We start from the raw sequence: 26,566 nt of genomic DNA on the forward strand, positions 1-26,566 counted from the left end.
CCGCCCCCGACTCTCCTCTTCGTGATCATTCCTGAGCGCGGCGGCCCCCTCTACACTGACCAGGCGACGGACTCGCGTGCGGTGAGGGGCGGTTGACGGTGCGTAAGGCATGGATCGTGGCGAGTGTTGCGATCAGCTCCGCCCTGGCCTTCGTGATGCTGCTGGTCGTCGGGGTGTACATCGTCGCCGGGAACCTCGCCAACGGCGTGGGCGGTGGGGCGAAGGCGCTGGCCAAGGGGTCGGTGCCCGCCGCGTACTCGGCCCTGGTGCAGAAGTGGGGCAACCTCTGCCCCGCCATCAGCCCGGCCCTGCTCGCCGCCCAGCTCTACCAGGAGAGCGGGTTCAACCCGAGGGCCCAGAGCCACGCCGCCGCGCAGGGGATAGCGCAGTTCATCCCCGGCACCTGGGCCTCGCACGGCATCGACGGGGACAAGGACGGGGACCGGGACGTCTGGGACCCCAAGGACGCGATTCCCTCCGCCGCGTCGTACGACTGCGAACTCGCCTCGTACGTGAAGAAGGTCGGCGGGAATCTGACCGAAAACATGCTGGCCGCTTACAACGCCGGGGCGTACGCGGTGATCAAGTACGGGGGCGTGCCGCCGTACAGCGAGACCCGGAACTACGTGAAGACGATCACGACGCTCTCGGAGAGCTTCGCGGCGCCCGTCGGGCGGGTCGACCCCTCCGAGCAGGCCGCCGGCGCGATCGAGTACGCGCAGAAGAAGCTCGGCACGCCCTATCTGTGGGGCGGCACCGGTACCGCTGAGCAGGGCGGACGCTTCGACTGCTCGGGGCTGACCCAGGCCGCCTACGAGACCGTGGGCATCAAGCTCCCGCGCGTCGCCAACGACCAGTACAACGCGGGACCGCACCCGAGCCGGGACGAACTGCTCCCCGGCGACCTCGTGTTCTTCTCGGACGACCCCACCAATTCACGGGCCATCCGGCATGTCGGTATTTATGTCGGAGGCGGGTACATGATCGACGCGCCGCGTACGGGTGCTGTGATCCGGTTCGACCCGATCGACACCCCCGACTACTTCGGAGCCACCCGAGTCACCGAAGATGGCGCGAAAGCACTGCCCACGACGGTGTGAGCCGAGCGTGAACCCACCCCCTGAGCTGCGAAGACGTATCTCTCTTCGATAACGTCTGCGTGATCATTCGGTGGAGTGTGGAACGTATCAACGGGGACCGTGCGTTCCTGATGACGTAGCCGAGCGGACGTCAGTACGGAAGCGGATCTACAACCACGGGGGTGGCAGGAGCGGCGTACGCACAGGTGCGCCGGGAGAGACGACGAAGGGGCCCGCAGCACCATGGCTGGACTCGCCGAATCCGGGTCGAACCCTGACGTCGACCTGCTCTACGACATCAATGGCCTGGCCAAGGACGCGCCAGGGTGGTTCGACCGGGTCATGGAGTACGTGGGCGAATACGGGCTTCTGCTCGCCATCGTCCTGCTCGTGGTCTGGTGCTGGTGGACCGTGCGGCGCCGGGGGGACGAGGACGCGGCGTCCTCCGTCGCGGCGCTGGTCTGGGCGCCGCTGGCGGCGGGGATCGCCGTGCTGGTGAACGTCCCGATACGAGGGTTCGTGGAGCGGCCGCGGCCGTTCCTCGACCATCAGGGGCTCGAGGTTCTTGTCAGCGGCAAGACCGACTACTCGTTCGTGAGCGACCACGCGACGATCGTCATGGCGATGGCGGTGGGGCTGTTCGTCGCCCATCGGAAGTTCGGGCTCGTCGCGTTGGTACTGGCGGTGTTCGGCGGGTTCATCCGGGTCTACATGGGTGTGCACTATCCGACGGATGTCGTGGGCGGGTTCGCGCTGGGGACGGCTGTGGCGTTGCTGTTGTCGCCGGTGGCCATGGCGTTGTTGACGCCGGTGGTGCGGGCGGTTGAGCGGTCGCCTCGGGTGGGGTGGCTGGTGCGGGCTCGTGGGCGTGGGGCCGGTGACGGGGAGGGTGCGGTGATTCCCGGGGCTCGGCGGGAGTCGGCGTCTGAGCGGGACCTCGCTGCGTAGTGACCGGCGTTCCTGCTGGGGGCGGGTGGGTGCGCAGCCCGGCGGAGCGGGGTGCCGCTCTCTTTGGGACGGGCGCCGCCCCTGGCGGCACGCATGCCCGCAGCCAGGTCAGAGTGCTTGTGGGTACGTGAAGAAGCGGGTCGGGTCGTACTCGTTCTTCACCTTCTTCAGGCGGCTGGCCGCGTCCCCGTAATACGCCTCGCGCCAGTTCGTCAGGGTCGGGTCCGTGTAGTTCTGGTAGGCCGCGCCCGAGGCGTGGGGGCGCATGGACTTGTGGGCGGAGGCCAGCCAGTCGCGGGCCGTGGTGCCCGTCGTGCCCGGGCGCCAGGCGGCGATGTACTGGGCCAGCATGCGGGAGCGGCGGTGGACGAAGGCCGTGGAGGTGGGGGAGACGCGGTTGACCGCTCCGCCGAGGGCCGTGAGGGCGATGCTGCCCGTGCCGCCGCGTACCGAGCCGATCTGGGCCAGCAGCGTGCGGATGCCGGCCGCGGAGAGGGAGCGGTCGAAGAAGTCCGACGCCGCGGCGTACGTCTCGCGGCCCAGCGCGCCCTTCGGGGAACGGCCCGGGATCGAGCCGGGCAGATGGCACTGCGCGTCCGTCGGGAACGAGGAGCAGCCGGCGTACACCTCCATCGACTCCTCGTAGGAGCGCCGCTTCAGGGAGACGCTGCTCGCCGGGGCGCCGACGCGGTCGGCGAGGCGGTCGACGGCGTTCTTGAGCTCGCCGTAGGTGCCGAGGGAGAAGGCCGCGACGGAGACGGTCGGCCTGCCGCCGGCGGCGCTCGCCAGGTGGAGGGACGACCAGATCTCGTCGGGCTGTGACGGGCCCCACTCCTGCCAGGCCTTCACCACCGCGGCGGCCTTCGTCGAGGGCCAGGACAGGTACGCCGAGACGCCCTGCGGTGCCGGGTGGGTCTTGAAGTGCAGTTCCGTCACGACGCCGAAGTTGCCGTTGCCGGCGCCGCGCAGGGCCCAGAAGAGGTCCTTGTTCTCGCGGGCGTTGGCGGTGAGCTGCTTGCCGTCCGCGGTGATCAGCGTGGCCTGGGTGAGGCTGTCGCAGGTCAGACCGTACGCGCGGGAGACCACGCCGTGTCCGCCGCCGAGGGTGAGGCCGGAGACGCCGACCGTGGGGCAGGAGCCGGCGGGGATGGTGACGCCCTTCGCGGCCAGGGCGCGGTAGACGTCGATGAGTTTGGCGCCGGCGCCGACCACGGCGGTGCTGCCCGAGGCCCGTACGCGGTTGAGTTTCGAGACGTCGACGATCAGGCGTCCGTCGCCGGAGGACCAGCCGGCGTAGGAGTGGCCGCCGTTGCGGATCGCCACGCGCAAGGAGTGGGCGCGGGCGTAGGCCAGGGCCGTGCGTATGTCGTCCGGGTGGTCCACGTACGCGACCGCGGCGGGCTTGAGCGTGTCGAAGCGGGTGTTGTAGAGCTGCCGGGCCGTGGTCCAGGCGGTGTCGCCCGGGCGGACGAGAGGGCCGTCGAGGTCGCGGGCGAGGGCGGACCAGTTGGCGGCGGTGACGTTCGACTTGGTGGTGGCCGCGGTCCTGGCGGTGGCTCTGGCCCCGGAGCCCGTGTCCGACTTCGTGCAGGCGGTGGTGAAAGGGGTTGCGGCTGCGGCCATGCCTGCCGTGCCGGCTGCGAGGAATGTACGCCGTTCCATGGGGCCTCCCGGTGGTTCCGTCGTGGGAGACGGGGCCGTGGGGGGTGGGGGTTCCATGGTGTTCGGCCTTGTCAGCCCGCCGCGTGCTTCTCCGCGTCCGTGCGCGCCTGGCTTCTCGCTCTTCTGGCCGGGCCGCGCCAGCCGCAGGTGCAGTGGGCCATGCAGAAGCGACCCTTCTCCGTTGTGCTCGTGAGGTGTTCCGGCCCGTCCTGCTGCGCCACGGGGACCACGTTACCCACCCCGGGTAAAGGGTTCGCATGGCGGCGGTCGCGGGCTCGCGTGACGGGGGGCACATACCCGTCGTTATCCGGAACAACGAGGGGGCCCGTGACGGACGTACCGGCTGGGGGTAGGCAGGCGATGACTGGGCGGCAGCGGGAACGGTGGCACAGGCGGACGGGCGCGGCGGTCGTCGCGGCCGTGATCGTGGCCGGGGTGGGGCTGGGGGCCGGCGGGTGTGCGGGCGGCGACGCGGCCGCCGGGGACTCCCGCGGCGGGGACGCGGTCGTCGTGCTGCACCGGGCCGCCGACCGGCTGGTGGAGGCGGGGAGTTCGAAGGCCCGTACATCGATGGAGATGGCGGCCGGCGGGACCCGGGTGACCATCCGGGGCGCCGGGGTCTACGACTACCGGAAGCGGATGGGGCGGCTGAAGGTGCTGCTGCCGCAGGATCCCGCGGGAGCCACGGAGCATCGGCCCATCACCGAACTGCTCGCGCCCGGGGCGCTGTTCATGAAGAACCGGGGCGCCGGTGTGCCGCCCGACAAGTGGGTGCGGGTGGACACCCGGACCCTGTCCGACGGGAACCTCGTCACCGGCGGGGCCACCGATCCGTTCGCGGCGGCCGAGGTGCTGCGCGGGACGCGGACGGCGAGGTACGTGGGCAGGACCGAGGTCGCGGGCACCGGGGTGCGGCACTACCGGGGGACGGCGGATCTCGCCGCCGCCGCGCAGCGGGCCTCCGGCGGCAACAAGGGTGCCCTGGCCGCGGCGGCGAAAGGGTTCGCCACGGCCGAGGTGCCGTTCGACGCCTACCTCGACGACGAGGGCCGCATCCGCAAGGTCAGGCACCGGTTCAGCTTCGTGGGCGGGCAGCAGCAGAGCCCCGTCACCGTCGCCTCGACCACGCTGCTCTACGATTTCGGGGCTTCGGTGCGCGTACGGTTGCCGGACGGCGACGACATCTACGCGGGCAAGATCGCCGAGAACTGACCGGCGTGAACTAGCCCGTCCGTGCCATGCGCGGTGTGTAGGCCGCTCCCTACTCTAGGAAGTCGGTAACGGCAGAGACGAGGTGATGCACGTGGCTCCGGTCGGCGGTACGGCAGTTCAGGACCACGTGGCCCTCGCCGAGATCGAGCTGTGCGGGGAGCTGATCATCGCGGCCTCGGCCGCGCACGAGGAGCGGCTCAGCCTGGAGAGCATCGACGAGGTGCTGAAGGTGGCCGAGGAGCGGGACGCCTCGGCTTCCAGGAGGTAGGCGGCTCAGGATCCGCAGCGACCGGAGCAGGTCCGCGGCAACCGCCTCAGGTTCGCAGCAACCGGCTCAGGTCCGCATCATGCGGGCGATCGCCTGGGTCGCCTCCTTGACCTTCGCGTCGATCTCGTCACCGCCCTTGAGGGCCGCGTCGGCGACGCAGTGGCGCAGGTGCTCCTCCAGCAGCTGCAGGGCGAAGGACTGCAGGGCCTTGGTGGAGGCGGAGACCTGCGTGAGTATGTCGATGCAGTAGACGTCCTCGTCGACCATGCGCTGCAGTCCGCGGATCTGACCCTCGATGCGGCGCAGACGCTTGAGGTGCTCGTCCTTCTGCTTGTGGTACCCGTGAACACCGGCGTCAGTGACATTTCCGACATCGGTGGCGTCGGTCACGTCCGTCATCGGGTCCTCCTGGTGAGCAGCGGGCCGACATATACCCCTAGTGGGTATATGGTACCGAACTTTGCTGGGTATACGGCCCCTCGGACCGCCCCCGTGCTCACCACTGTGCCCGATGGGCGACACTGGGGGGCGGCCCGATAGCCGTGGCCGGATGATGCGCCTAGCATCGGCCTGACCGAAACCGAAGCACCCCGAGGACCCCACGTGCGCTTTCGTCTGACCCCCAGGGAGACGAGCTTCTACGACATGTTCGCCGCTTCCGCGGACAACATCGTCACGGGCTCCAAGCTCCTGATGGAACTGCTCGGGGCGGACGCATCCGCCCGGGCCGAGATCGCAGAGCGTATGCGGGCAGCGGAACACGCAGGTGACGATGCCACGCACGCGATCTTCCACCAGCTGAACTCCTCGTTCATCACGCCGTTCGACCGCGAGGACATCTACTCCCTCGCCTCGTCCCTCGACGACATCATGGACTTCATGGAGGAGGCCGTCGACCTGGTCGTCCTCTACAACGTCGAGGAACTGCCCAAGGGCGTGGACCAGCAGATCGAGGTACTGGCGCGCGCTGCCGAACTGACGGCCGAAGCCATGCCGCATCTGCGGACGATGGAGAACCTCACCGAGTACTGGATCGAGGTCAACCGGCTGGAGAACCAGGCCGACCAGATCCACCGCAAGCTGCTCGCGCACCTCTTCAACGGCAAGTACGACGCCATGGACGTCCTCAAGCTCAAGCAGATCGTGGACGTGCTGGAAGAGGCGGCGGACGCGTTCGAGCACGTGGCTAACACGGTGGAGACCATCGCCGTCAAGGAGTCCTGAGCCCTACATGGACACCTTCGCTCTGGTCGTGACCATCGCGGTCGCGCTCTTCTTCACGTACACCAACGGCTTCCACGATTCGGCGAACGCGATCGCCACGTCCGTGTCCACGCGGGCACTGACGCCGCGCGCCGCGCTGGCCATGGCCGCGGTGATGAACCTCGCCGGCGCGTTCATGGGCTCCGGGGTCGCCAAGACCGTCAGTGAGGGGCTGATCCAGACGCCCGTCGGGTCGAAGGGGATGGGGATCCTCTTCGCCGCGCTGGTGGGCGCGATCGTCTGGAACCTCATCACCTGGTACTTCGGGCTGCCCTCTTCCTCCTCGCACGCGCTGTTCGGCGGCATGGTGGGCGCGGCGCTGGCCGGCGGGACGACGGTCTACTGGAGCGGGGTGCTGGAGAAGGTCGTCATCCCGATGTTCATCTCCCCCGTGGTCGGTCTGCTGGCCGGCTATCTGGTGATGACCGCGATCATGTGGATCTTCCGCAAGGCCAACCCGCACAAGGCCAAGAGGGGTTTCCGCATAGCCCAGACCGTCTCGGCGGCCGGTATGGCGCTGGGTCACGGTCTGCAGGACGCGCAGAAGACGATGGGCATCGTGGTGATGGCGCTCGTCATCGCGGATGTCGAGGACTACGGCGATCCCATTCCGGTGTGGGTGAAGATCGCCTGTGCGGTGATGCTGTCGCTCGGCACGTACGCCGGTGGCTGGCGGATCATGCGCACGCTGGGACGGAAGATCATCGAGCTGGACCCGCCGCAGGGCTTCGCTGCGGAGACCACGGGCGCGTCGATCATGTTCACCACGGCGTTCCTCTTCAAGGCGCCGATCTCCACGACGCACGTCATCACCTCCGCGATCATGGGCGTGGGCGCGACGAAGCGCGTGAACGCCGTGCGGTGGGGCGTCGCCAAGAACATCATTCTCGGCTGGTTCATCACGATGCCGGCGGCCGCGCTGGTCGCCGCGGCGTCGTACGGGATCGTGAGTCTGGCGTTCCTGTAGCAGGCGCTCCCGCAGACAGCTGAGCGAGTACGCGAAAAGGCCCGCCCCTGGGAGTAGGGGCGGGCCCTTTTCGGCCTCGCGGTGGCACCGCCATGCAGCACCGCGAGGAGTCTCGGCGGGATCAGCCGAAGCGGCCGGAGATGTAGTCCTCCGTGGCCTGGACCGACGGGTTGGAGAAGATGCGCTCCGTCTCGTCGATCTCGATGAGCTTGCCGGGCTGGCCGACCGCCGCGAGGTTGAAGAACGCCGTGCGGTCGGAGACGCGCGCCGCCTGCTGCATGTTGTGCGTCACGATGACGATCGTGTAGCGCTCCTTCAGCTCGCCGATCAGGTCCTCGATGGCGAGGGTGGAGATCGGGTCGAGCGCCGAGCAGGGCTCGTCCATGAGGAGGACGTTCGGCTCGACCGCGATGGCCCGCGCGATGCACAGGCGCTGCTGCTGGCCGCCGGAGAGGCCCGAGCCGGGCTTGTTCAGGCGGTCCTTGACCTCGTTCCAGAGGTTCGCGCCCTTGAGGGACCGCTCGACGATGTCGGAGAGCTCGCTCTTCTTGTAGCTGCCGTTAAGGCGCAGCCCCGCCGCCACGTTGTCGAAGATCGACATCGTGGGGAACGGGTTCGGCCGCTGGAACACCATGCCGACCTCGCGGCGCACGGACACCGGGTCGATGCCCGAACCGTAGAGGTCCTCGTCGTCCAGCAGGACCTTGCCCTCGACCCGGCCGCCGGACGTCACCTCGTGCATGCGGTTCAGCGTGCGCAGGAACGTCGACTTGCCGCAGCCGGACGGGCCGATGAACGCCGTCACCGAGCGCGGCTCGACGGTCATCGAGATGTCCTCGATCGCCTTGTGGGAGCCGTAGTAGGCGGTGAGTCCGCTTACGTCGATTCGCTTGGCCATTAGTACGTCACTTCCAGACTCAGACAGTCGCTGTATGGCCGCGTCAGCGACCGGTCTTCGGGGCCTTCCAGCGGGCGATCCCGCGGGCCACCAGGTTCAGGAGCATCACGAAGGCGATGAGGGTGAGGGACGCCGCCCAGGCACGGTCGTAGGCCGCGCCGGAGCCCGCGCTGTTCGCGTACTGCTGATAGATGTACAGCGGCAGCGAGGCCTGCGCACCCTCGAAGGGGTTGGCGTTGATGAACGCGTTGCCCCACACCAGCAGCAGGACCGGTGCGGTCTCGCCGGTGATGCGGGCGATCGACAGCATGATGCCCGTGGTGATGCCGCCGATGGAGGTCGGCAGGACCACCTTCAGGATGGTGCGCCACTTCGGGACGCCGAGCGCCAGGGAGGCCTCGCGCAGCTCGTTCGGGACGAGCTTGAGCATCTCCTCCGTGGAGCGGACGACGACCGGCATCATCAGGATGGCCAGGGCCAGCGAGCCGGCGAAGCCGAAGGGCTGCATGTCGAACATCAGCATGAGGCTGAGGATGAACAGACCCGCGACGATCGACGGGATGCCGGTCATGACGTCGACGAAGAACGTGATGGCCTTGGAGAGGTTCCCCCGGCCGTACTCCACGAGGTAGACCGCGGTGAGCACGCCGATCGGCGCGGCGATCACCGTGGCGAGACCGACCTGCTCCAGGGTGCCGAGGATGGCGTGGTAGATACCGCCGCCGGGCTCGGTGTCGGCGACGACGCCCATGGAGTGCGTCAGGAAGTAGAGGTCGAGGACCTTCACACCGCGCGCGACGGTCGACCAGATCAGCGAGGCCAGCGGTATGACGGCGAGCAGGAAGGCGACCCAGACGAAGGAGGTCGCGATGCGGTCCTTGGCCTGGCGCTTGCCCTCGACGGCCGTGGCGATGCCGTACGTGCCGAAGAGGTAGAGGAGCGCGGCGATCAGGCCCCACTGGACCCGGCTGTGCAGTCCGCCGGCGAGGCCGATGCCGATCGCGACGGCGACGGAGCCGGCGGCGATGCCGTACGGGGCCCACTTGGGCAGGCGGGCGCCGCGCAGGGTGCTGGGGCCCTTGGGGGCGATGGTTGCGGTGCTCATGCGTTGGCCCCCGAGTACTCCTTGCGGCGGGCGATGATCGCGCGGGCCGCGCCGTTGACCAGCAGGGTGATGACGAACAGGACCAGACCGGAGGCGATCAGCGCGTCCCGGCCGAACTCGGTGGCCTCACCGAACTTGCTGGCGATGTTCTGCGCGAACGTGCCGCCGCCCGGGTCGAGCAGGCTGGTCTCGATCAGGAAGGTCGGGGAGAGCACGGTGGCGACGGCCATGGTCTCGCCGAGGGCGCGGCCGAGGCCGAGCATCGAGGCGGAGATGACACCGGAGCGGCCGAAGGGCAGGACCGCCATGCGGATCACTTCCCAGCGGGTGGCGCCGAGCGCCAGGGCCGCCTCCTCGTGCATCTGCGGGACCTGGCGGAAGACCTCGCGGCTCACGTTGGTGATGATCGGCAGGATCATGATCGCGAGCAGGATGCCGACGGTCAGCATGGAGCGGGGGGCGCCGCCCTGCCAGGAGAAGATGCCGGTCCAGCCGAGGTAGTCGTTCAGCCAGCTGAAGAGGCCGGTCATGTTCGGTACGAGGACCAGTGCGCCCCAGAGGCCGTAGACGATGGACGGCACGGCGGCGAGCAGGTCGATCACGTAGGCGATCGGGCCCCTGAGCCGGCGGGGGGCGTAGTGCGTGAGGAACAGCGCGATGGCGACGGCGATCGGGACCGCGATGACCATGGCGATGATCGAGGAGACCACCGTGCCGAAGGCCAGGACGGCGATGCCGAAGTTCGGCGGGACGAGGTTGGTGTCCCACTCGAACGTGGTGAGGAAGTTGCCCTGGTCCTTGCTGATCGCGAGGGAGGCGCGGTAGGTGAGGAAGACCGCGATCGCGGCCATGATCACCAGCAGCAGGATGCCCGAGCCGCGGGAGAGACCGAGGAAGATCCGGTCTCCGGGCCGGGTGGCCCCGCGCGCCGCGCGCTTGTCGGTGGACGGCTGCGGAGCGGGGGGAGGTGCGTCGGTTATCTGTGTGGATGTGTCCATCAGGTTCTCCGGTCTGCGGAGCCGTACGCGGTGTGCGATGACTCTGCGGAGCCGTACACGGGGTACGGCCACTGGCGGCGGTGCACCGGACGGTGCGGCCCGGTCCCGGGGAGGGGACCGGGCCGCACGCGGGTCAGCTCAGGCCTTCGACGGTGGTGCGGACCTGGGAGATGATGTCGGCGGGGATCGGCGCGTAGTCGGCCTCGGCGAGGATCTTCTGGCCCTCCTCGGAGGAGATGTAGCGCAGGAACGCCTTGGTGGCGGGCAGCGTCTCGGCCTTGTTGCCCTTGTCGCAGACGATCTCGTAGGTGACGAGGACCATCGGGTAGGCGCCCTCGGCCTTGGTGCCGTAGTTCAGCTCCAGCGCGAGGTCCTTGCCCGTGCCGACGACCTTGGCCTCGGAGATGGCCTTGGTGGCGTTCTCGACGGTGGCCTTGACCGGCTGGGCGGCGCCCGTGTCGAGGTCGACCGTCTTCAGGCCGTCCTTGGCGTACGACAGCTCGAAGTAGCCGATGGCGCCGTTGGTCTGCTTCACCTGCTGGGCGACACCGGAGGAGCCGGAGGCGGACTGGCCGCCCTTGGCCTGCCAGGTCTTGCCGCCGTCGTACGGCCAGTCCTTCTTGGCGGTGTCGATCAGGTACTTGGTGAAGTTGTCCGTGGTGCCGGAGTCGTCCGAGCGGTGGAACGCCTGGATCTTGAGGTCCGGAAGCTTCGCGTCGGGGTTCAGCTTCTTGATCTGCGGGTCGTTCCAGTTGGTGATCTCGTTGTTGAAGATCTTCGCCAGGGTCGCGGCGTCCAGGACGAGGTTGTCCACGCCGTTGACGTTGTAACCGACCGCGATCGGGCCGCCGACCATCGGCAGGTCGATGCCCTGGCCGCCGGTGCAGACCTTCTTGGAGGCCGTGACCTCGTCGGGCTTCAGCGCGGAGTCGGAGCCGGCGAAGGCGACCTGGCCCTGCGTGAACGCGGTGACACCGGCGCCGGAGCCGCCGCCCTTGTAGTTGATCTGCGTGCCCTGGCAGGCGGCCGTGAACTGCTTGACCCAGGCGTCGATCGCGTTCTTCTGCGCGGACGAGCCGTCGGCCAGCAGCTGGCCCGTGGCGTCGTCGCACTTGATGCTGCCCGGCTTGGCGGCCGCGGACGAGCCGCCGCTGCTGGTGCCCGTGTCGTCGGAGCCGCACGCCGTGAGGGCCAGGGCGCCGGAGACGGCGAGAGCACCGAGAGCGAGGGCCCGCCGGTTCATGCGCTGAAGCTTCACTTGAGTTCCTTCCAGGAGCCGCCGTCCTGATTCGGCGGCGTGCGGAGTCCGGATGACGCGCGACGCTGACACGCGGCAGGCGCGGTTCGCGTCGGGTAAGGCTGAAATTAGGCAGATCAGGTGAAGCCGCCTATGGCCATAAATGAACGAGGGGTGAACCCCTGCCGAAGGTGTGGTTAGGTCACGGAACGCTTACGGGGAGAGCACGTGCGGGTTCCGCTTTCCGGAGCGGGTAACGCGAGCAGCGCGTCGACCAAGGGGCGGTCGTGGGGCTGCGTCAGACGGGCCCGGGCGGCGGCGGGTGTCAGCCACAGGACCCGGTCCACCTCGTCCGACGGGGAGAACTCACAGGTCATCGCCTCGGCCGCCCAGTAGCGGACCTGCTTGGGGCGGCCGTTCGCGAGGTAGTGCTGGGTGGGCAGCTCGGTCCCCGGCACGGCCCGGCAGCCCGTCTCCTCGGCCACCTCGCGCAGGGCCCCGGCGAGTGCCTCCTCACCGCGTTTGAGCTTCCCCTTCGGCCAGGACCAGTCATCGTATTTCGGCCGGTGGACGAGGCAGACCTCCAGCTCGCCCGTGACGGGGGAACGGCGCCACAGGACGCAGCCCGCCGCCTGAACGGTCGTGTCGTCGGGGGAGCCCACCTGACCGCCTCCTCGGTGCCGTGGCCCGGTCATGACGTGCCGACGGTTTCCTTCTGCCAGCACTGCTGGAACGCGAAACGCGCCGCCTCGACCTCGTGGCGCTGGTCGGCATGGAGCACGCCGAGGGCGTACGCCGTCGCGGGGGCGATGCGCGGGGTACGGGCCGCCTGGGCCGCCGCTGCCGCCGCCTCCGAGGCGTCGCGGTGGCGGTTCAGGGCCTGGCCGGCCGAGAGCAGACGCAGATCGACGACGGCGTTGCCGTTGGGCTCGCCGCGCAGGGCCTCGCGGGCGTAGCGGTGCAGGCGCAGCAGCAGCCGGACCTGGTGCCAGGGGGCGTCCTGCGGGTGCGGGACGGTGTCCGGGGACAGGCCGTGGACGAGGGCCGAGGCGTTGTACGGATTTCCCGCGGTGACGAGGGGGAGGGCGGCCACGGCGTCCGTGAGGCGGCCCTCGGCCGCCGAGGCGAGGGGGCGGAGGTCGGTGGTGACGGCGGCCTTGATGAGGGGGACCTCGCTGGCCAGGACCGCGACCTTGTCCGCGATGGCGTGGAAGCGGCTGCTTCCCAGGGCCTGCAGGGCCGTGGAGTGGGCTCGGGTGCGGGCCAGGTTGAGCTGGCGGTCGAGCAGGGCGCCCGCCTTGGCCGCGCCGACGGTGAGGTTGCCGCGCTCCGGTGCCGCGGCCGGGGGGATCGGGGCACCGGCCTGGGCGGGTGCCGCCGCGGCCGACGCCTGCCCCGGGAGCGTCGTGGAGCCCGAGAGGCGGTGCAGCGCGCTCAGCAGGCGTTCCAGGCGGGAGGTGTACGCGTGTTCCATGGCCAGGGTTCCCGAGACCCAGGCCAGTTCCGGGCGCATGCCCTCGCACCAGTCCGTGTCCAGCAGGGACTGGAACGTGTGCAGGCTGGCGCTGATACGGCGGGCCGAGCGGCGCAGGGCGCGCGCCGCGTCGGCGGACCCCTCCGAGGCGCCCGCGCCCGACCCCGTCTCACGGTGCAGGCGCAGTGCTCGGAGGAACTCCGTGGCCTGGGCCCGCAGGTAGCCCGCGAGGGCGTCCCCGGTGGGGGCGGGCCCGGTCAGGGGGTTCGTCGGGTCAAGGTGTCGCTGTGCCACGCCGGCGCCTCCGCGCGTCTATGAGCATCTCCTGGACGTTGCGCAGAGGCTGGCCGTCCGCGTCGGTCGCATGTCGCGTCCAGTCGCCGTCCGGGCCGAGATGCCAGGAGGCGGTGCCGTCGGACATGCCGGTCTCCAGCAGCCGGTTCAGGGCTGCCCGGTGCGCCGGGTCGGTGACCCTGACCAGGGCCTCTATCCGGCGGTCGAGGTTGCGGTGCATCATGTCGGCGCTGCCGATCCACACCTCGGGCTCGCCGCCGTTGCCGAAGCCGAACACCCGGGAGTGCTCCAGGAAGCGGCCGAGGATCGAGCGGACCCGGATGTTCTCCGACAGGCCGGCCACGCCCGGGCGCAGCGCGCAGATGCCGCGCACCCACACGTCCACCGGCACGCCCGCCTGGGCCGCGCGGTAGCAGGCGTCGATGACGGCCTCGTCGACCATCGAGTTGACCTTGATACGGACGTGCGCGGGCCGGCCCGCGCGGTGGTGCTGTATCTCCTTGGCGATCCGCGCGACCAGGCCGTCGCGCAGCGACTTGGGGGCGACCAGGAGACGGCGGTAGGTCTCGCGGCGGGAGTAGCCGGAGAGACGGTTGAAGAGGTCCGAGAGGTCCGCGCCGACCTGGGGGTCGGCCGTGAGCAGACCGAGGTCCTCGTAGAGGCGGGCCGTCTTCGGGTGGTAGTTGCCGGTGCCGACGTGGCTGTAGCGGCGGAGCGTGTCGCCCTCCTGGCGGACCACCAGCGACAGCTTGCAGTGGGTCTTCAGACCGACCAGGCCGTAGACCACGTGGCAGCCGGACTCCTCCAGCTTGCGCGCCCACTTGATGTTGGCGTGCTCGTCGAAACGGGCCTTGATCTCGACCAGGACCAGGACCTGCTTGCCGGACTCGGCGGCCTCGATGAGGGCGTCGACTATGGGGGAGTCGCCCGAGGTCCGGTACAGGGTCTGCTTGATCGCGAGGACGTCCGGGTCGCCGGCCGCCTGCTCCAGGAAGGCCTGGACGGAGGTGGAGAACGAGTCGTACGGGTGGTGCAGCAGGACGTCCCGCTCCCGCAGCGCGGCGAAGATGTCCGGCGCGGACGCCGACTCGACCTCGGCGAGATCGCGGTGGGTGCCGGCGACGAACTTGCGGTACTTCAGATCCGGGCGTTCCAGGGAGGCGATCCGGAAGAGGCCCGTGAGGTCCAGGGGACCCGGCAGCGGGTACACCTCGGCCTCGCTGATCTTCAGCTCGCGCACCAGCAGGTCCAGGACCTCGCGGTCGATGGACTCCTCGACCTCCAGGCGCACCGGGGGCCCGAAGCGGCGCCGCATGAGCTCCTTCTCCAGGGCCTGGAGCAGGTTCTCCGCGTCGTCCTCCTCGACCTCCAGGTCCTCGTTCCTGGTCAGGCGGAAGGCGTGGTGCTCCAGGACCTCCATGCCCGGGAACAGCTCCTCCAGGTGGGCGGCGATGACGTCCTCGATGGGGACGTAGCGGCCCGGGGAGCTCTCCAGGAACCTCGACAGCAGCGGCGGCACCTTCACACGGGCGAAGTGCTTGTGGCCCGTGACCGGGTTCCGTACGACGACGGCCAGGTTCAGGGACAGGCCGGAGATGTACGGGAAGGGGTGCGCCGGGTCGACCGCCAGCGGGGTCAGCACGGGGAAGATCTGGTGCCGGAACAGGGTGAACAGGCGGGCCTGCTCCTTCTCCTGCAGCTCGTTCCAGCGGACCAGGTGGATGCCCTCCTCCGCGAGGGCGGGGGCGACGTCCTCGTGGTAGCAGGCGGCGTGCCGGGCCATGAGCTCGCGGGAGCGGGCCCAGATCATCTCCAGCACCTCGCGGGGCTGGAGGCCGGAGGCGGAGAGGGTGGCCACGCCGGTGGCGATACGGCGCTTCAGACCGGCCACCCGGACCATGAAGAACTCGTCCAGGTTGCTGGCGAAGATCGCGAGGAAGTTGGCCCGCTCCAGCAGGGGGGTGTTCGGGTCCTCCGCGAGTTCGAGAACGCGTTCGTTGAACGCGAGCCAGCTGCGTTCCCGGTCGAGGAACCGGCCCTGCGGCAGCGCGGGGGCGCCGTCGGCCTGCGACTCCTCGTACGCGTCGAGATCGGCGTCGATATCGGGTTCGAGGTCGGAGACGGCCGCCGCGATGGTGTGCGGGCGGTGGGCCGCGATGGAGCCCACGGAGGGCTGCGCGTGCTGGACCTGTGCCTGGGTGTTCGGCTGGCTCATGGACCCATTCTTCCGCGCCGCGAGCATCACGGGCGCGTCGGACAGCGCGGGCGGGATCGGGGGCGTCACATGAGTGTTCCCGTTCCCCGCAGGCCCCTCTCGGGGTGGCGAAGGCTCTGGCACGGCGGGATTCATTGCCCGAGCGTCGCAAGCTCGTCTGAATCGATGGTTACGGAGACATGACGTGCGGGATAGCGGGGGGCGGCTCGCGGGGGTTCTGGGGTTGCCCACAGGCTGTGGACGAACTCGGTGCCCCCGGCCGGTCGGGCCCCCCGGGGTGGTTCTCGCGGTCCGCGCGTCCATCCCCCGCGGAAGGGCGCGCGGACCGGGTTCATGGGAGGCGATGGGCCAAGAGGGCGAAGGCGGCGGCCGTCGCGGCGGCGGCCACGGCCAGGAGCAGGCCGGTTTCCACGTACTGCAGGGGCCAGAAGTGGGACGGGGGGTGGAACGTGGTGCGGGTGATCTGCGCGCCGTTGGGGGTGTCCGAGGAGAGCGGGAAGGCCGAGCGGGGCAGTTCGATGCTGTGCGGCGCGACGCGGGTGAGGGCGGGCCAGAGGTCCTCGCGACGGCGCTCCAGGAAGCCGTGGAGCAGCAAGGAGGCGCCGAGGGCCACTCCCGCGGCCGGCAGCGCCCGGCGCCACACCAGGCCGGCGAGAACGCCGAGGGCGAGACCGGCCAGGGCGTACGCCACGGCCGTCGGGCCGGTCGACACGAAGACGTCCGCGTCGTACCAGTCGCCGGTCAGGTTCGGGTTGCTGTCGCCTCGGGCCCAGAGGTTCAGCAGGACGAGTCCGCCCGTGCCGGCGGTGAGCAGCGCCGCAGGGAGCGCCAGTTTCGCGGCCAGCCAGCGCAGCGGGCTGACCGACTGGGTCCAGGCCAGCTGGGCGGTGCCGTTCTCCAGCTCGCGCCCGGTGAGCGCGCCGCCCGCCCAGGCGGCCACGGGGAACAGCGCCCAGGACAGCACGGTCGCGATCACGGCGAGACCGCTCGCGTAGGTCTCGTCGGCGGTGATCGCGTCGACCGCCGCGCAGGAGGGGAGCACGCCGCTCGCGGGCGTCGCGCAGGCGCTGACGCCCGCGCGAGCCTCGTCGCCGAGCGAGTGCAGCCAGCCCAGGGCGGCTGCCGCGGCGGTCAGGACGACGCCTGTCAGCAGCAGGGCCGGGCGGTGGGTCCGCAGGAGCGTTCGGTGCAGGCCGCCCGGGCCGGTGCGCCGGGGGGTCGGGTGGGTCCGGGGCCTGGGTGTCGCGCTGAGGGTGGTCATGCGGCGGCTCCGGTGTGGCGGTGCGGTGGCTGGGTGGCTGCCGCGGTGGTCGGGGTGCGGTGGGGCGGGGGCGGGGCCGGGCGGTGGGTCCGCAGGAGCGCTTGGTGCAGGCCGCCCGGGGTGGCGGGGCGGGCCCCGGTCCCGGGCGTTGTGCCGAGGGCGGTCATGCGGTGGCTCCCGCGCGTCGGCGCAGCAGCCAGAAGGCGGCGGCGACGGCCAGGGCGGCGACGGCGAGGGCGATGCCGCTCTCCATGAGCTGGAGGGGCCAGAAGTGGGAGGACGGGTGGTAGACGGTGTAGAGGCCGGTGATGCCGGACTCGGCGGGGCAGGTGGGTTCTCCCCAGCAGTCCGGTACGGGCACCCGGGCGCCGGTGGCGGTGAGGGCGCCCCCCTCGACGAAGAGGCCGGGTAGGTCCGGGGTGTCCTCGACGGACGTCACCATCGCGGTCGTGGGCCACAGGTGCGGACGCAGTTCGTCGAGCAGGTAGACCAGGGACGCGACGGCCAGGACCGCGACGCCGAGGGCGGGCAGGGCGCGGCGCAGCAGCAGGCCGGCCAGGACGCCGAGGGCCAGGGCGGCGAGAACGTGGGCGGTGGCGACGGGGCCGTTGACCTCGAAGACGCCGTCGTCGTACCACTCGTACCAGCTCTGGAAGCGGCCCAGGGAGTTCTGGGACGACGACCACAGCATGCGGAGAAGCAGGGTGATCGCGAGCGTGCCCGCCATGAGCAGCAGGGCCGGGACCGCGAGCTTGGCGGCCAGCCAGCGGGCCGGGCTGACCGACTGGGTCCAGGCCAGCTCGGCCGTACCGCTCTCCAGTTCACGCCCCGTCAGGGCGCCTCCCGCCCAGGCCGCGGTGAGCACCGGCAGCAGGGCGAGGAGTCCGGAGGCGATCGCCACGGCTGTCTGGTAGCGGGTGTTCGCGGCCTCGGGGAAGCGGCAGTCCGGGACCGGGATCGGCTCTTCGCAGCCGAGCGCCCGGTATTCGGCCAGCGCGGCATCGGCGCCCGGGCCCGCGGCCCACAGCAGGGTGCCGATGCCCACGGCCGTCAGCATCAGCCAGAACAGCAGCGCCGAGCGGTGCACGCGCAGCATGGCCAGGACCAGGCCGCGCGGTGCCGTGAGGCGCTGGGCGGCGACGGGTGCCCCGGCGGTCACGGCGGTCATACGGCGGCCTCCTGCGCCTCGCACACGAGCGGCGGGGCCTCGGGGGAGCGCAGATGGGCGAGGACCATTTCCTCCAGGGAGGGGCGGTCGCTGTGCCGTCCGTCGCCGAGCGGGCCCGCGGGCCGGACCAGTGCGGTCAGCTGGCGGCCGGTGGTGCGGGAGTCGACCACGGTGTGCGGGTCCAGGGTGTCGCCCGCGCGGCCCGTGACCAGGGCGTGCGCGGCGAGCAGGTCCTCCAGCGGCCCGGCCAGCCGGACCCGGCCGCCGCCGAGCAGCAGCAGATGGTCGCAGGAGCCCTCCAGCTCCCCTACCACGTGTGAGGACATGACAACCGTGGTGCCGCGGTCGGCGGCGTCGGCCATGAGGGTCGCCATCAGCTGGTGCCGGGCGAGCGGGTCGAGGTCGGCCATCGGCTCGTCCAGGAGCAGCAGTTCCGGGCGCTTGCCGAGGGCCAGGGCGAGCGCGACGCGGGTGCGCTGGCCGCCCGAGAGCGAGCGGATCTTGGCGTCCGGGGCGAGGTCGCCCTCCGCGACGATCCGCTCGGCGGTCCGGGCGTCCCAGCGCCGGGGGTTGAGGTCGCGGCCCAGACGCAGGGTGCCGGCGACGGTGAGCTGGGGGTGGAGGGGCTTGTTCTGCGCGACGTAGGCGAGGTGTTCGCGGGCCGCGGCCGGGGTCCGGCCGAGCACCGTGATCGAGCCCTCGGTGGGTCTCGATAACCCGGCCGCGAGGGCGAGCAGGGTGGACTTGCCGGCGCCGTTCGGCCCGACGACGGCGCACACGCGGCCCGTCGGGAGCCGGAACGCGCAGCCGTCCAGGGCCTTTCTGCGGCGCCGCCCGAAGCTCCTGCCCAGCGCTGCCGCCTCGATGGCGGTGTCGGTCATACGTCCCCCTTGAGTCGCGCGAAGTGCGCGTCGAGTACGGAAGTGAAAAGAGCGTCCACGTCGTCGCGCTCCAGCCCGGCCTCACGGGCCCGGGCCGCCCATGCCTCCAGCTCCGCGCGGAGCGGGGAGTCGGCGGGGGCGGTGCCGAGGGACTTGCGGACGAACGTGCCGAGTCCGCGGCGCGCCTCGACCAGGCCCTCGCGCTCCAGCTCCCGGTAGGCCTTGAGGACGGTGTTCGGGTTGATGGCGGTCGCCTCCACCACCTCGCGGGCCGTGGGCAGCTTGTCGCCGGGCTCCAACAGGCCAAGGCGCAGGGCCTGTTTGGTCTGCTGGACGATCTGGACGTAGGTGGCCACGCCGCTGCGCCGGTCGATGCGGTAGTCGACCACTGCCTTGCACCACCCTTTCACTAATTGAGTAGTGAAAGGGTGGTGCAAGGTCGGGCCGAAAGTCAAGCGTGGTTTCGTGAACCGTTCGCGTGGGGCGGTCCGATGAGGAGACGTGAGCGAAACGAGAAGCGACGGGGAGCTGCTGCGGGCCATCGCCGCGGATGCCGACCGGCGTGCCTTCGAGGAGCTGTACCGGCGGTACGCGCCGTGGCTCCGGGCCCGGTTGCGGGGGCGGTGCGCCGATGCGGGGGTCGTCGACGACGTCGTACAGGAGACGTTCCTCGCGGTGTGGCGGGGCAAGGCCCGCTATCGGGAGGACGTCGATGTGGCCGGGTGGCTGTGGCGCATCGGGTCGCGGCGGCTGGTGGACGCGCTGCGCGGTGACGGGGCACGGGGGCGGTTGCGCCAGGCGCTGGCGCGGCTGCGGCACCGGGACGAGGTGTCGGCGGAGGAACGCGTGCTCGCGGGGGTGGAGCACGGGGACCTCGCCGGCGCCCTCGTCCGGCTGTCGCCGGAGTTGCGGGCGGTGCTGCAGGCGACGGTCATCGACGGGCTCACCACCCGGGAAGCGGCCGTACTGCTCGGGATTCCGCCGGGGACGGTCAAGACGCGGGCGATGCGGGCCCGCAAGCAGTTGCGGGAGGCGTTGGCATGAGTTGGCACGTGCCGGAAGAGGACCTGCGCGCCTATGCGCGGGGTGAGTTGGCGGCACCGGCTCTGTGGTCCGCCGATGCGCACCTGGCGGCCTGTGCCCGGTGCCGGGGGGTGCTGGGCGAGGTCAGTGACCCGGTCGTCCTCGACGCGGGGTGGGAGCGGCTCGACGCCGAGATGGACGCGCCCCGGACGGGGCTGCTGGAGTCGCTGCTCGTGCGGCTCGGGGTGCCCGGGCACACCGCGCGGCTGCTGGCGGCGGCACCGGTGCTGCGCCGCTCCTGGCTGGGAGCCGTCGTCGCCGTGCTGCTCCTGAGCGTGGCGGCCGGGCATCTCGTACGGGGCGGCGAGTCCCCCACGCTGTTCCTCGCGCTCGCGCCGCTGCTGCCGCTGGCCGGGGTGGCCTTGTCGTACGGGCCCGCGCTGGATCCGACGTACGAGATGGCCGTCGTCGCGCCGATGCACGGGTTCCGGCTGCTGATGATCAGGACGGTGGCCGTGCTGGGCGTGGTGCTGGGCCTGAACGGGCTGGCGACCCTCGCGCTGCCCGCGTACGGGCTGGGTGCGCTGGCCTGGCTGCTGCCCGCCCTGGCGCTCACCGCCACGGGGCTCGCGCTGACGCCCCGGCTGGGGCCGGTGCTCGCGCCGTCGCTGGTCGGCGGGGCGTGGGTCGGGCTGCTGTTGCTGGCCGATGCCCTGCGAGCGGGCGCGCAGACGCCGCTCGCGCCGTTCACCGTGGCCGGGCAGGGCGTGGCGGCGGCGGTCGCCGCGCTCGCCGCCGGGCTGCTCTTTCTCCTCCGTGACCGATTCGACCTCTTTCAGGGACGTGCCGTATGACCCCGACCGTGTCCGCCTCCGGGCTCAGCCTCCGCTACGGAGGCACCCGCGCCCTCGACGACGTGTCGCTGCGGCTGTCCGCCGGCGTCACCGGACTGCTCGGACCCAACGGCGCAGGCAAGACCACGCTGCTGCGGGTCCTCGCCACGGCTCTGCCCGCCGACCGGGGCGCCTTCACCGTGCTCGGGCATGACCCGGGCACCGCGCGGGGCCGGCAGGAGGTGCGGCGCCGGCTGGGCTATCTGCCGCAGACACCGGGGTTCCACCCGGACTTCACGGCCTTCGAGTTCGTCGACTACGTGGCGATCCTGAAGGAGATGACCGACCGGTCCGCCCGGCACCGGGAAGTGCGGCGGGTGCTGGACGAGGTCGGGCTCACCGACGTACGCGGGAAGCGGATCCGGAAGCTGTCCGGCGGGATGCGGCAGCGGGTCGCCCTCGGGGCCGCCCTGGTCGGTGACCCCGGGTTCCTGGTCCTCGACGAGCCGACCGTCGGGCTCGACCCCGAACAGCGCATGCGGTTCCGGGAGTTGATCGCCGGTGCGGGGGAGGGGCGCACGGTGCTGCTCTCCACCCACCAGACCGAGGACGTGGCGATGCTCTGCCACCGCGTGCTGGTCATGGCCGGCGGTCGGCTGCGGTTCGACGGCACCCCCGCCGAGCTGACCGCACGGGCCGCGCGGCGGGTGTGGAGCAGCACCGAGCGGGACCCGGGCGCGAAGGCGGGCTGGCGCACGGGGACCGGTTCCTTCCGGAACGTGGGGGACCCACCGGACGGCGCCGAGCTCCTCGAACCCACCCTGGAGGACGGCTATCTGCTCACCCTCGACGGTGACGCCGTGGAGGTGGCGGCATGACCGCGGTGATGGAGAAGCCGGTCGCGTCCCACGAGCGGGCCGAGGGCGGCCGGCCATGGGCCGCCGTGATCGCCCTGGCCGGGTTCGAGACCCGCCGGCTGCTGACGATGCTGCCGATGCTCATCGCCTTCGTCGTGTACATCGGCTGGACCGTATGGCGCACGGGCAAGGACTGGGGCGGCTTTCCCGCCCTCCAGGACGCCGACCGCGCCACCCAGAGCGCGCCGCTGCTCATCGGGCTCACGGTGCTGCTGTGCGTCAACCGCGCCGCGCTGCGCTCCCGGCGGCACGGGACGGAGCCGTACTTCGGGACGCTGGTCATGCCCCCGTGGCGGCGTACGGTCGCCCACGCGCTGTCGGCCCTGGCCGCGGCCCTGCTCACCGCCGTGTGCGTGGCCGCGCAGTTCGCCCGGGAGGCGTTCCGGCCGGGCGCGATCGGGCACGGTTCGGTGAGCGAACTGCTCGTGGGACCGCTGACCGTGCTGCTGGCCGGGCTGGTCGGGCTCCTCCTGGCAGGGCTCCTGCGCTCGGCTCTGGCCGCGCCGCTGCTGGTCGTGTTCGCGCTGTTCCTGTTCCTCTTCCTCTGGGGCACGAGCGACGACGGAAGCCGCTGGCTGCTGCCCGTCGTCGTCGAGTCGACCAACAACACCCTGCCTTCCGACCTGCTGGGCCGGCCCGCCGGCTGGCACGCCCTGTACCTGGCCGGGCTGGCACTGTGCGTGGGCCTGACGGCGGTGCTGCTCGCCGGTGGCCGCAAGCCGCTTCTCCTGGTGGGGATCGCCGGGGCGCTGGCCATGGCGCTGGTGGGCGGGGTGATCCAGACGGGCGGCGAATCCCCCGAGCTGGTCCGGGCCCGCGAACGCGCCTCGGACACCCCCGAGCAACTGCAGTCCTGCGTCGAGCGGGACGGGTCGACGTACTGCGCGTTCCCCGAGTGGGGGCCGCGGGTCGGGGACTGGGACGGGGTGGTGGACCGGGTGCGGTCCCTGGCCGGGGGCGGTGCCCAGGACCAGAAGATCGTCGTACGGCAGCGGATCGCCGCCCGCGACGGCCTCTCCAGCGACAGCGCGCTGACGCCGCTGGAGCGTCCGCACGAGGTGACGGTCGGCACCCAGTGGGGCGGCAACCGCGTCCCCGAGTTCTCGGCCGCCGTCGCCGGAGTGCTGGTCGCGGGCGATGAGAAGGCTTCGACCTCGATATGCGACGGCCGCATCGTCACCGTCATGTGGCTGGCCCTGGGCTGGGAGTCCGACCCGGTGGCCGCGCTGCGGCGTGTCCGTCTCGACGACAGCGACACCGGCTCGGCCATCGTGCTCCAGCCGACGGACGGCCTGTCCATGACCGAGGCCCAGACGGAGGTGCTGCGCGAGCTGCTGGCGCGGCCCCGGGGCGAGGCCACGGCACGCGTGAAGGCCAACTGGGCCGAGCTGACCGAGCCGAAGGTGACGGCGGCCCGGGCCGCGCGACTGCTGGGCGTGGCCGCACCCGAAGGGGACGACAAGTGCGCGTAGTGAGCAGGGAGTTGACTGTCGCCGTCTGCCGGACCATGCCGTTGGGCCTGGTGGGGGCGGCCGGTGCGGCCGGGCTGCTGATGGCCGGACTGACCCGGGCCACCGGCGAGGCGGGGGAATGGCTCGCGCTGCCTCTGCTCCGGGCGGCGATCCTGGCCTTCGCGATCGGCCTGGTCTTCCTGCTGGACGACCCGGCCCGGCACACCACATCCACGGTGCCGACCCCGCGCCCGGTCCGTACCGGGCTGCGTGCGGCACTCGTCCTCCCGGTCGTGGCGGCCTGGTGGACGCTGGCACTCCTGCTCGTGCCGCGGGACCTCCGGCCCCCGGTCGCCGACATCACCCTGGAGGCCGGGTCCGCCTTCGCCCTGGCGGTGGCCGCCGCGGTGCTCGCCGTGCGCCACAGCGACATCGCCCGCCCCGGGGCACGCCTCGCGGCCGGCCTGCTGACCTCGGCGGTACTGGCCCTGCTGTTCTGGCCCGGGCGGTGGGCGCTGTTCGTGCCGGTGCAGGACGAGCGGTGGGCGGCGGCGCATGACCGGTGGGCGGTGGTGCTGGCGGTGGCCGTGCTGGTGGGGGTGCTGGGGGCGGGGGAGCCGGTGCGGCGGTGGGCGTGGCGCGGGGGCCCGGGCCGCAGGCCGTACTCCTAGAGTGCCGACGTGGACCTCAAAGCCGTACGAGCGTTCGTCGCGATCGCCGACTCCGGGCAGTTCCAGAAGGCCGCCGTGGATCTGGATCTCACCCAGCAGGCCGTCTCCAAGCGGATCGCCGCGCTGGAGAAGGACCTCGGGGTGCGGCTGCTCGTGCGCACGGCCCGGGGAGCGGACCTCACCATCGACGGGCAGGCGCTCCTGCCGCACGCCCGGGCCCTGCTCCGGGCCGAGGAACGGGCGGTGGCCGCCGTGAGCCCCGGGGACCGTGCGCTACGGGTGGACGTCGTGGGGCGCCGGGTCGCCACGGCCGGGCTGGTACGGGACTTCCACCTGGCGCATCCGGAGATCGCTCTGGACGTCGTCACACTGTTCGGCGCCGATACGGCGCTGGCCGCGGTGCGGGACGGGGCCGTCGACGCCACGTTCCGTGCCGTGAGCATGCCCGGGCACCGGCTGCCCGACGGCGTCGAAGCCGTTCCGGTCCTCGACGAGCCGCTGCGCCTGTGCGTCGGCCCCGGCCACGAGTTCGCCCGGGCCGCCTCGGTGACACCCGCGCAACTGGCCGGGCACCGGATCTGGATGCCGGGCAACGAGCCCGGCACGGAGTGGGCCGCGTACTACGACGAACTCGCCGCGACCTTCGGCCCGACCCTCGACACCATCGGTCCCAACTTCGGTATCGAGGCCCTCCTCGACACCATCGCGGCCTCCCCGACCCTGGCGACCTTCCTCAGCGAACGAACGCCCCTGGTCTGGCCGACCGACCACGACCTGCGCCTCGTCCCCGTGCGTGACCCGATGCCGGTCTACCCGCACGCACTGCTCTGGCGCACGGACAACCCCCACCCCGGCCTCGCCGCCCTCCGCGACCACCTGTTGGCGACGCGGCCCCGCCCGACCGAGGGGGAGACCTGGCGTCCGTCGTGGGCTGAGCCTGTGCGGTGAGCGGAGGCTAGCCCCGCCCTTGGGGGAGGGTCTGGGGCGGGCGCCGGGTGGCGTGGAGGGAGCCGAGGAGGCCCAGGGCCTCGGCGCTGGAGCTGCCCGGCTCGGCGTGGTAGATGACGAGCTGCTGGCCGGGCGCGTCCCGTACGTCGAACGCCTGGTAGGTGAGGGTGAGCGCGCCGACGTCCGGGTGGAGGAGGTGCTTGGCGTCCCGGGTCTTGCCGCGCACGGTGTGGGCGTTCCACAGGCGGGTGAACTCCGTGCTGTGCTCGGTGAGGGTGCGGACCAGTGCCCGTAGCCGGGGGTCGTTCGGGTCGAAGCCCGCCGCGTGGCGCAGGTTGGCGACGGTGGCCTGGGCAGCCCGGTCCCAGTCCGTGTAGAAGTGCCGGCCCGCGGGGTCGAGAAACGTCATACGCGCCAGATTGTCCGCCCGGTCGAACGGCGCGTAGAGGGCGTCGGCCAGGGTGTTGGTGGCGAGGATGTCCAGGGCACGGTCGAGGACGAAGGCGGGCGTGTTCGGGTAGCCGTCCATCAGCTGGCGCAGCGCGGGGCTGACCGAGTCGGCGGAGTGTACGGCGACCTGGTCGCCCGGAGCGGCCCCCGCAAGCCGGTACAGGTGCGCGCGGGTATCCGTGTCGAGCCGCAGCGCGCGGCTGAGGGCGTCGAGCACCTGGGGTGAGGGGTTGCGTTCGCGCCCCTGCTCCAGGCGCGTGTAGTAGTCGGCGTTCACTCCGGCCAGGACGGCGACCTCCTCACGGCGCAGTCCGGCGACCCTGCGGGTCCCGTAGCTCGCCATGCCGACGTCCTCCGGCCGCTGATCGGCGCGGCGCGCGCGGAGGAAGTCGCCCAGGTGGTTGTCAGCCATGCGTCCAGGCTAGGCGTGGGGTCCCGGCGCTGCCTGGGTGTGCCGCACCCAGGCAGCGTGCGGCCTGGGCGATGGCCCTTGACCTGCCCAGTCTCGGTGGAGAACGACAGCCGCGAGACAGGGACGTGAGATGAGCACCACCACGACGGGACGACTGGCAGGAAAGACAGCGCTGATCACCGGCGCGACAGGTGGCATCGGCCGGGCCACCGCGGAGTTGTTCGCGCGCGAAGGAGCGCGTCTCCTGGTCACCGATGCCGCCGCCGACGCCGCGGCGGACCTCGCGGCGCGGCTGCGGGGCGGCGGCGCCGAGGCGGTGGGCATCGGTCTGGACGTGGCCTCGGCACAGCAGTGGGACGAGGCCGTCGCCCAGGTCGAGCGGCACTTCGGGCGGCTGGACGTTCTGGTGAACATCGCGGGCGTCGTGGACTGGCCCGGTGTCGAAGACACCGATCGTCAGGCGTGGGACCGGGTGATCGCGGTCAACCAGACAGGGACCTGGCTGGGCATGAAGGCGGCCATGCCGTTGCTGCGCGCGAGCGGCAACGGCTCGGTGATCAACACCTCGTCCGTCCTGGGGCTGATCGGCAGCGGGGCCGCCGCCGCGTACCAGGCGTCCAAGGGAGCGGTACGCCTGCTCACCAAGACCGCCGCGGTGGAGTACGCGACTCGGGGTGTTCGCGTGAACTCCGTGCACCCGGGCGTCATCGCCACCCCGATGATCCAGGCGATCCTCGACGCGGAGGGGGATCAGCAGCCCGATATCGCACGGACCCCGATGCGACGGGCCGGCCGCCCCGAGGAGATCGCTCCCACGATGCTGTTCCTGGCCGGTGACGAGTCCTCGTTCGTCACCGGGGCGGAGTTCGTCGTCGACGGCGGACTCACCGCGCACTGATCCGCCGGCTCACCGGTCCCGGCCTCGCCCGGC

The 26,566-nt window shown here is 71.5% G+C and carries 28 protein-coding genes; 13 read left to right on the forward strand and 15 right to left on the reverse strand.

Going from position 1 to position 26,566, the window contains the following annotated elements; genetic code table 11:
- Nucleotides 1-92: 92 nt before the first annotated feature.
- Nucleotides 93-1,100 (forward strand): NlpC/P60 family protein, encoded by a 1,008-nt coding sequence (locus tag ACFT4A_RS26935; protein ID WP_382834549.1) that lies wholly within the window; start codon nucleotides 93-95, stop codon nucleotides 1,098-1,100.
- A 222-nt stretch (nucleotides 1,101-1,322) separates the two neighbouring features.
- Nucleotides 1,323-2,027, forward strand: a complete 705-nt coding sequence (locus ACFT4A_RS26940; RefSeq protein ID WP_382834552.1) for a phosphatase PAP2 family protein — start codon at nucleotides 1,323-1,325, stop codon at nucleotides 2,025-2,027.
- A 108-nt stretch (nucleotides 2,028-2,135) separates the two neighbouring features.
- Here ACFT4A_RS26940 and ACFT4A_RS26945 read toward each other — a convergent pair whose 3' ends face one another.
- A complete protein-coding gene (locus ACFT4A_RS26945) occupies nucleotides 2,136-3,689 on the reverse strand; it encodes an FAD-binding oxidoreductase (protein WP_382834555.1) in 1,554 nt (517 codons plus the stop codon).
- 360 nt (nucleotides 3,690-4,049) lie between these two features.
- Here ACFT4A_RS26945 and ACFT4A_RS26950 point away from each other — a divergent pair, with 360 nt between their 5' ends.
- Nucleotides 4,050-4,901 carry a hypothetical protein gene (locus ACFT4A_RS26950; RefSeq protein ID WP_382834558.1) on the forward strand — a complete coding sequence of 284 codons (852 nt, stop codon included), beginning with the start codon at nucleotides 4,050-4,052 and terminating at the stop codon, nucleotides 4,899-4,901.
- A gap of 85 nt (nucleotides 4,902-4,986) precedes the next feature.
- The gene (locus tag ACFT4A_RS26955) at nucleotides 4,987-5,169 is read left to right on the forward strand and encodes a hypothetical protein (RefSeq protein ID WP_382834561.1); all 183 of its coding nucleotides are present in this window, start codon (nucleotides 4,987-4,989) and stop codon (nucleotides 5,167-5,169) included.
- 66 nt (nucleotides 5,170-5,235) lie between these two features.
- Here ACFT4A_RS26955 and ACFT4A_RS26960 read toward each other — a convergent pair whose 3' ends face one another.
- Nucleotides 5,236-5,568, reverse strand: a complete 333-nt coding sequence (locus ACFT4A_RS26960; RefSeq protein WP_376393397.1) for a metal-sensitive transcriptional regulator — start codon at nucleotides 5,566-5,568, stop codon at nucleotides 5,236-5,238.
- 204 nt (nucleotides 5,569-5,772) lie between these two features.
- On the opposite strand from ACFT4A_RS26960, the gene ACFT4A_RS26965 reads away from it, so the two are divergent.
- Nucleotides 5,773-6,393 carry a DUF47 domain-containing protein gene (locus tag ACFT4A_RS26965; protein ID WP_062927701.1) on the forward strand — a complete coding sequence of 207 codons (621 nt, stop codon included), beginning with the start codon at nucleotides 5,773-5,775 and terminating at the stop codon, nucleotides 6,391-6,393.
- A gap of 7 nt (nucleotides 6,394-6,400) precedes the next feature.
- On the forward strand, nucleotides 6,401-7,399 hold the full coding sequence (locus tag ACFT4A_RS26970; protein ID WP_193479609.1) for an inorganic phosphate transporter: 999 nt from the start codon (nucleotides 6,401-6,403) through the stop codon (nucleotides 7,397-7,399).
- 121 nt (nucleotides 7,400-7,520) lie between these two features.
- On the opposite strand, the gene pstB is transcribed toward ACFT4A_RS26970, so the two are convergent.
- The 12 genes from pstB to ACFT4A_RS27030 all read right to left on the reverse strand — a co-directional run bounded on the left by pstB (nucleotide 7,521) and on the right by ACFT4A_RS27030 (nucleotide 19,319).
- Nucleotides 7,521-8,297 carry a phosphate ABC transporter ATP-binding protein PstB gene (gene pstB, locus ACFT4A_RS26975; RefSeq protein ID WP_189729568.1) on the reverse strand — a complete coding sequence of 259 codons (777 nt, stop codon included), beginning with the start codon at nucleotides 8,295-8,297 and terminating at the stop codon, nucleotides 7,521-7,523.
- 43 nt (nucleotides 8,298-8,340) lie between these two features.
- Nucleotides 8,341-9,402 (reverse strand): phosphate ABC transporter permease PstA, encoded by a 1,062-nt coding sequence (pstA, locus tag ACFT4A_RS26980; RefSeq protein WP_382834566.1) that lies wholly within the window; start codon nucleotides 9,400-9,402, stop codon nucleotides 8,341-8,343.
- The gene (gene pstC, locus ACFT4A_RS26985) at nucleotides 9,399-10,400 is read right to left on the reverse strand and encodes a phosphate ABC transporter permease subunit PstC (protein WP_382834568.1); all 1,002 of its coding nucleotides are present in this window, start codon (nucleotides 10,398-10,400) and stop codon (nucleotides 9,399-9,401) included. The genes pstA and pstC overlap by 4 nt, the downstream gene beginning before the upstream one ends.
- Before the next feature lie 133 nt (nucleotides 10,401-10,533).
- Nucleotides 10,534-11,658, reverse strand: coding sequence for a phosphate ABC transporter substrate-binding protein PstS (pstS, locus tag ACFT4A_RS26990; RefSeq protein ID WP_382834571.1), 1,125 nt, complete (start codon nucleotides 11,656-11,658; stop codon nucleotides 10,534-10,536).
- 176 nt (nucleotides 11,659-11,834) lie between these two features.
- Nucleotides 11,835-12,332 (reverse strand): NUDIX hydrolase, encoded by a 498-nt coding sequence (locus ACFT4A_RS26995; RefSeq protein ID WP_382834574.1) that lies wholly within the window; start codon nucleotides 12,330-12,332, stop codon nucleotides 11,835-11,837.
- Entirely contained in the window at nucleotides 12,329-13,405 is a 1,077-nt protein-coding gene (locus ACFT4A_RS27000; protein WP_382834577.1) for a CHAD domain-containing protein, read from the reverse strand. Before ACFT4A_RS27000 ends, ACFT4A_RS26995 begins: the two co-directional genes overlap by 4 nt.
- Complete coding sequence (locus ACFT4A_RS27005) at nucleotides 13,386-15,755, reverse strand: RNA degradosome polyphosphate kinase (RefSeq protein WP_382834580.1); 2,370 nt, start codon at nucleotides 15,753-15,755, stop codon at nucleotides 13,386-13,388. The genes ACFT4A_RS27000 and ACFT4A_RS27005 overlap by 20 nt, the downstream gene beginning before the upstream one ends.
- A 196-nt stretch (nucleotides 15,756-15,951) precedes the next feature.
- Nucleotides 15,952-16,881: a hypothetical protein gene (locus ACFT4A_RS27010; protein WP_382834583.1), complete on the reverse strand. Its 930-nt coding sequence runs from the start codon at nucleotides 16,879-16,881 to the stop codon at nucleotides 15,952-15,954.
- Nucleotides 16,878-17,048, reverse strand: a complete 171-nt coding sequence (locus ACFT4A_RS27015; RefSeq protein ID WP_382834585.1) for a hypothetical protein — start codon at nucleotides 17,046-17,048, stop codon at nucleotides 16,878-16,880. Before ACFT4A_RS27015 ends, ACFT4A_RS27010 begins: the two co-directional genes overlap by 4 nt.
- Complete coding sequence (locus ACFT4A_RS27020) at nucleotides 17,045-18,049, reverse strand: ABC transporter permease (RefSeq protein WP_382834587.1); 1,005 nt, start codon at nucleotides 18,047-18,049, stop codon at nucleotides 17,045-17,047. Before ACFT4A_RS27020 ends, ACFT4A_RS27015 begins: the two co-directional genes overlap by 4 nt.
- A complete protein-coding gene (locus tag ACFT4A_RS27025) occupies nucleotides 18,046-18,930 on the reverse strand; it encodes an ABC transporter ATP-binding protein (protein ID WP_382834589.1) in 885 nt (294 codons plus the stop codon). Before ACFT4A_RS27025 ends, ACFT4A_RS27020 begins: the two co-directional genes overlap by 4 nt.
- Nucleotides 18,927-19,319, reverse strand: coding sequence for a GntR family transcriptional regulator (locus ACFT4A_RS27030; protein WP_382834592.1), 393 nt, complete (start codon nucleotides 19,317-19,319; stop codon nucleotides 18,927-18,929). The genes ACFT4A_RS27025 and ACFT4A_RS27030 overlap by 4 nt, the downstream gene beginning before the upstream one ends.
- Before the next feature lie 112 nt (nucleotides 19,320-19,431).
- Here ACFT4A_RS27030 and ACFT4A_RS27035 point away from each other — a divergent pair, with 112 nt between their 5' ends.
- The 6 genes from ACFT4A_RS27035 to ACFT4A_RS27060 are packed head-to-tail and all read left to right on the forward strand — an operon-like array spanning nucleotide 19,432 to nucleotide 24,773.
- Nucleotides 19,432-19,974 (forward strand): RNA polymerase sigma factor, encoded by a 543-nt coding sequence (locus ACFT4A_RS27035; protein WP_382834595.1) that lies wholly within the window; start codon nucleotides 19,432-19,434, stop codon nucleotides 19,972-19,974.
- Nucleotides 19,971-20,807: a zf-HC2 domain-containing protein gene (locus ACFT4A_RS27040; protein ID WP_382834598.1), complete on the forward strand. Its 837-nt coding sequence runs from the start codon at nucleotides 19,971-19,973 to the stop codon at nucleotides 20,805-20,807. Before ACFT4A_RS27035 ends, ACFT4A_RS27040 begins: the two co-directional genes overlap by 4 nt.
- On the forward strand, nucleotides 20,804-21,664 hold the full coding sequence (locus tag ACFT4A_RS27045) for an ABC transporter ATP-binding protein (RefSeq protein ID WP_382834601.1): 861 nt from the start codon (nucleotides 20,804-20,806) through the stop codon (nucleotides 21,662-21,664). The genes ACFT4A_RS27040 and ACFT4A_RS27045 overlap by 4 nt, the downstream gene beginning before the upstream one ends.
- Nucleotides 21,661-23,175, forward strand: coding sequence for an ABC transporter permease (locus tag ACFT4A_RS27050; RefSeq protein WP_382834604.1), 1,515 nt, complete (start codon nucleotides 21,661-21,663; stop codon nucleotides 23,173-23,175). Before ACFT4A_RS27045 ends, ACFT4A_RS27050 begins: the two co-directional genes overlap by 4 nt.
- Complete coding sequence (locus ACFT4A_RS27055) at nucleotides 23,166-23,825, forward strand: ABC transporter (RefSeq protein WP_382834607.1); 660 nt, start codon at nucleotides 23,166-23,168, stop codon at nucleotides 23,823-23,825. The genes ACFT4A_RS27050 and ACFT4A_RS27055 overlap by 10 nt, the downstream gene beginning before the upstream one ends.
- Before the next feature lie 9 nt (nucleotides 23,826-23,834).
- Entirely contained in the window at nucleotides 23,835-24,773 is a 939-nt protein-coding gene (locus ACFT4A_RS27060; RefSeq protein ID WP_382834610.1) for a LysR family transcriptional regulator, read from the forward strand.
- A gap of 7 nt (nucleotides 24,774-24,780) precedes the next feature.
- Here ACFT4A_RS27060 and ACFT4A_RS27065 read toward each other — a convergent pair whose 3' ends face one another.
- A complete protein-coding gene (locus ACFT4A_RS27065; protein WP_382834613.1) occupies nucleotides 24,781-25,635 on the reverse strand; it encodes a helix-turn-helix transcriptional regulator in 855 nt (284 codons plus the stop codon).
- A 130-nt stretch (nucleotides 25,636-25,765) separates the two neighbouring features.
- On the opposite strand from ACFT4A_RS27065, the gene ACFT4A_RS27070 reads away from it, so the two are divergent.
- A complete protein-coding gene (locus ACFT4A_RS27070; protein ID WP_382834616.1) occupies nucleotides 25,766-26,533 on the forward strand; it encodes an SDR family NAD(P)-dependent oxidoreductase in 768 nt (255 codons plus the stop codon).
- Nucleotides 26,534-26,566: the final 33 nt, after the last annotated feature.

This window comes from Streptomyces sp. NPDC057099, assembly GCF_042671245.1.
GTDB lineage: Bacteria > Actinomycetota > Actinomycetes > Streptomycetales > Streptomycetaceae > Streptomyces > Streptomyces purpurascens.

Bases quoted from the DNA above. Each gene is read 5' to 3' on its own strand.
- pstB (WP_189729568.1), bottom strand. From the start codon at position 8,297: ATGGCCAAGCGAATCGACGTAAGCGGACTCACCGCCTACTACGGCTCC.
- ACFT4A_RS26950 (WP_382834558.1), top strand. From the start codon at position 4,050: ATGACTGGGCGGCAGCGGGAACGGTGGCACAGGCGGACGGGCGCGGCG.
- ACFT4A_RS26955 (WP_382834561.1), top strand. From the start codon at position 4,987: ATGCACGTGGCTCCGGTCGGCGGTACGGCAGTTCAGGACCACGTGGCC.
- ACFT4A_RS27005 (WP_382834580.1), bottom strand. From the start codon at position 15,755: ATGAATCCCGCCGTGCCAGAGCCTTCGCCACCCCGAGAGGGGCCTGCG.
- ACFT4A_RS27065 (WP_382834613.1), bottom strand. From the start codon at position 25,635: ATGGCTGACAACCACCTGGGCGACTTCCTCCGCGCGCGCCGCGCCGAT.
- ACFT4A_RS27020 (WP_382834587.1), bottom strand. From the start codon at position 18,049: ATGACCGCCGTGACCGCCGGGGCACCCGTCGCCGCCCAGCGCCTCACG.
- ACFT4A_RS27040 (WP_382834598.1), top strand. From the start codon at position 19,971: ATGAGTTGGCACGTGCCGGAAGAGGACCTGCGCGCCTATGCGCGGGGT.
- ACFT4A_RS27025 (WP_382834589.1), bottom strand. From the start codon at position 18,930: ATGACCGACACCGCCATCGAGGCGGCAGCGCTGGGCAGGAGCTTCGGG.
- pstC (WP_382834568.1), bottom strand. From the start codon at position 10,400: ATGGACACATCCACACAGATAACCGACGCACCTCCCCCCGCTCCGCAG.
- ACFT4A_RS26960 (WP_376393397.1), bottom strand. From the start codon at position 5,568: ATGACGGACGTGACCGACGCCACCGATGTCGGAAATGTCACTGACGCC.
- ACFT4A_RS26940 (WP_382834552.1), top strand. From the start codon at position 1,323: ATGGCTGGACTCGCCGAATCCGGGTCGAACCCTGACGTCGACCTGCTC.
- ACFT4A_RS26945 (WP_382834555.1), bottom strand. From the start codon at position 3,689: ATGGAACGGCGTACATTCCTCGCAGCCGGCACGGCAGGCATGGCCGCA.
- pstA (WP_382834566.1), bottom strand. From the start codon at position 9,402: ATGAGCACCGCAACCATCGCCCCCAAGGGCCCCAGCACCCTGCGCGGC.
- ACFT4A_RS27070 (WP_382834616.1), top strand. From the start codon at position 25,766: ATGAGCACCACCACGACGGGACGACTGGCAGGAAAGACAGCGCTGATC.
- ACFT4A_RS26970 (WP_193479609.1), top strand. From the start codon at position 6,401: ATGGACACCTTCGCTCTGGTCGTGACCATCGCGGTCGCGCTCTTCTTC.
- ACFT4A_RS27045 (WP_382834601.1), top strand. From the start codon at position 20,804: ATGACCCCGACCGTGTCCGCCTCCGGGCTCAGCCTCCGCTACGGAGGC.
- ACFT4A_RS27015 (WP_382834585.1), bottom strand. From the start codon at position 17,048: ATGACCGCCCTCGGCACAACGCCCGGGACCGGGGCCCGCCCCGCCACC.
- ACFT4A_RS27050 (WP_382834604.1), top strand. From the start codon at position 21,661: ATGACCGCGGTGATGGAGAAGCCGGTCGCGTCCCACGAGCGGGCCGAG.
- ACFT4A_RS26995 (WP_382834574.1), bottom strand. From the start codon at position 12,332: ATGACCGGGCCACGGCACCGAGGAGGCGGTCAGGTGGGCTCCCCCGAC.
- ACFT4A_RS27010 (WP_382834583.1), bottom strand. From the start codon at position 16,881: ATGACCACCCTCAGCGCGACACCCAGGCCCCGGACCCACCCGACCCCC.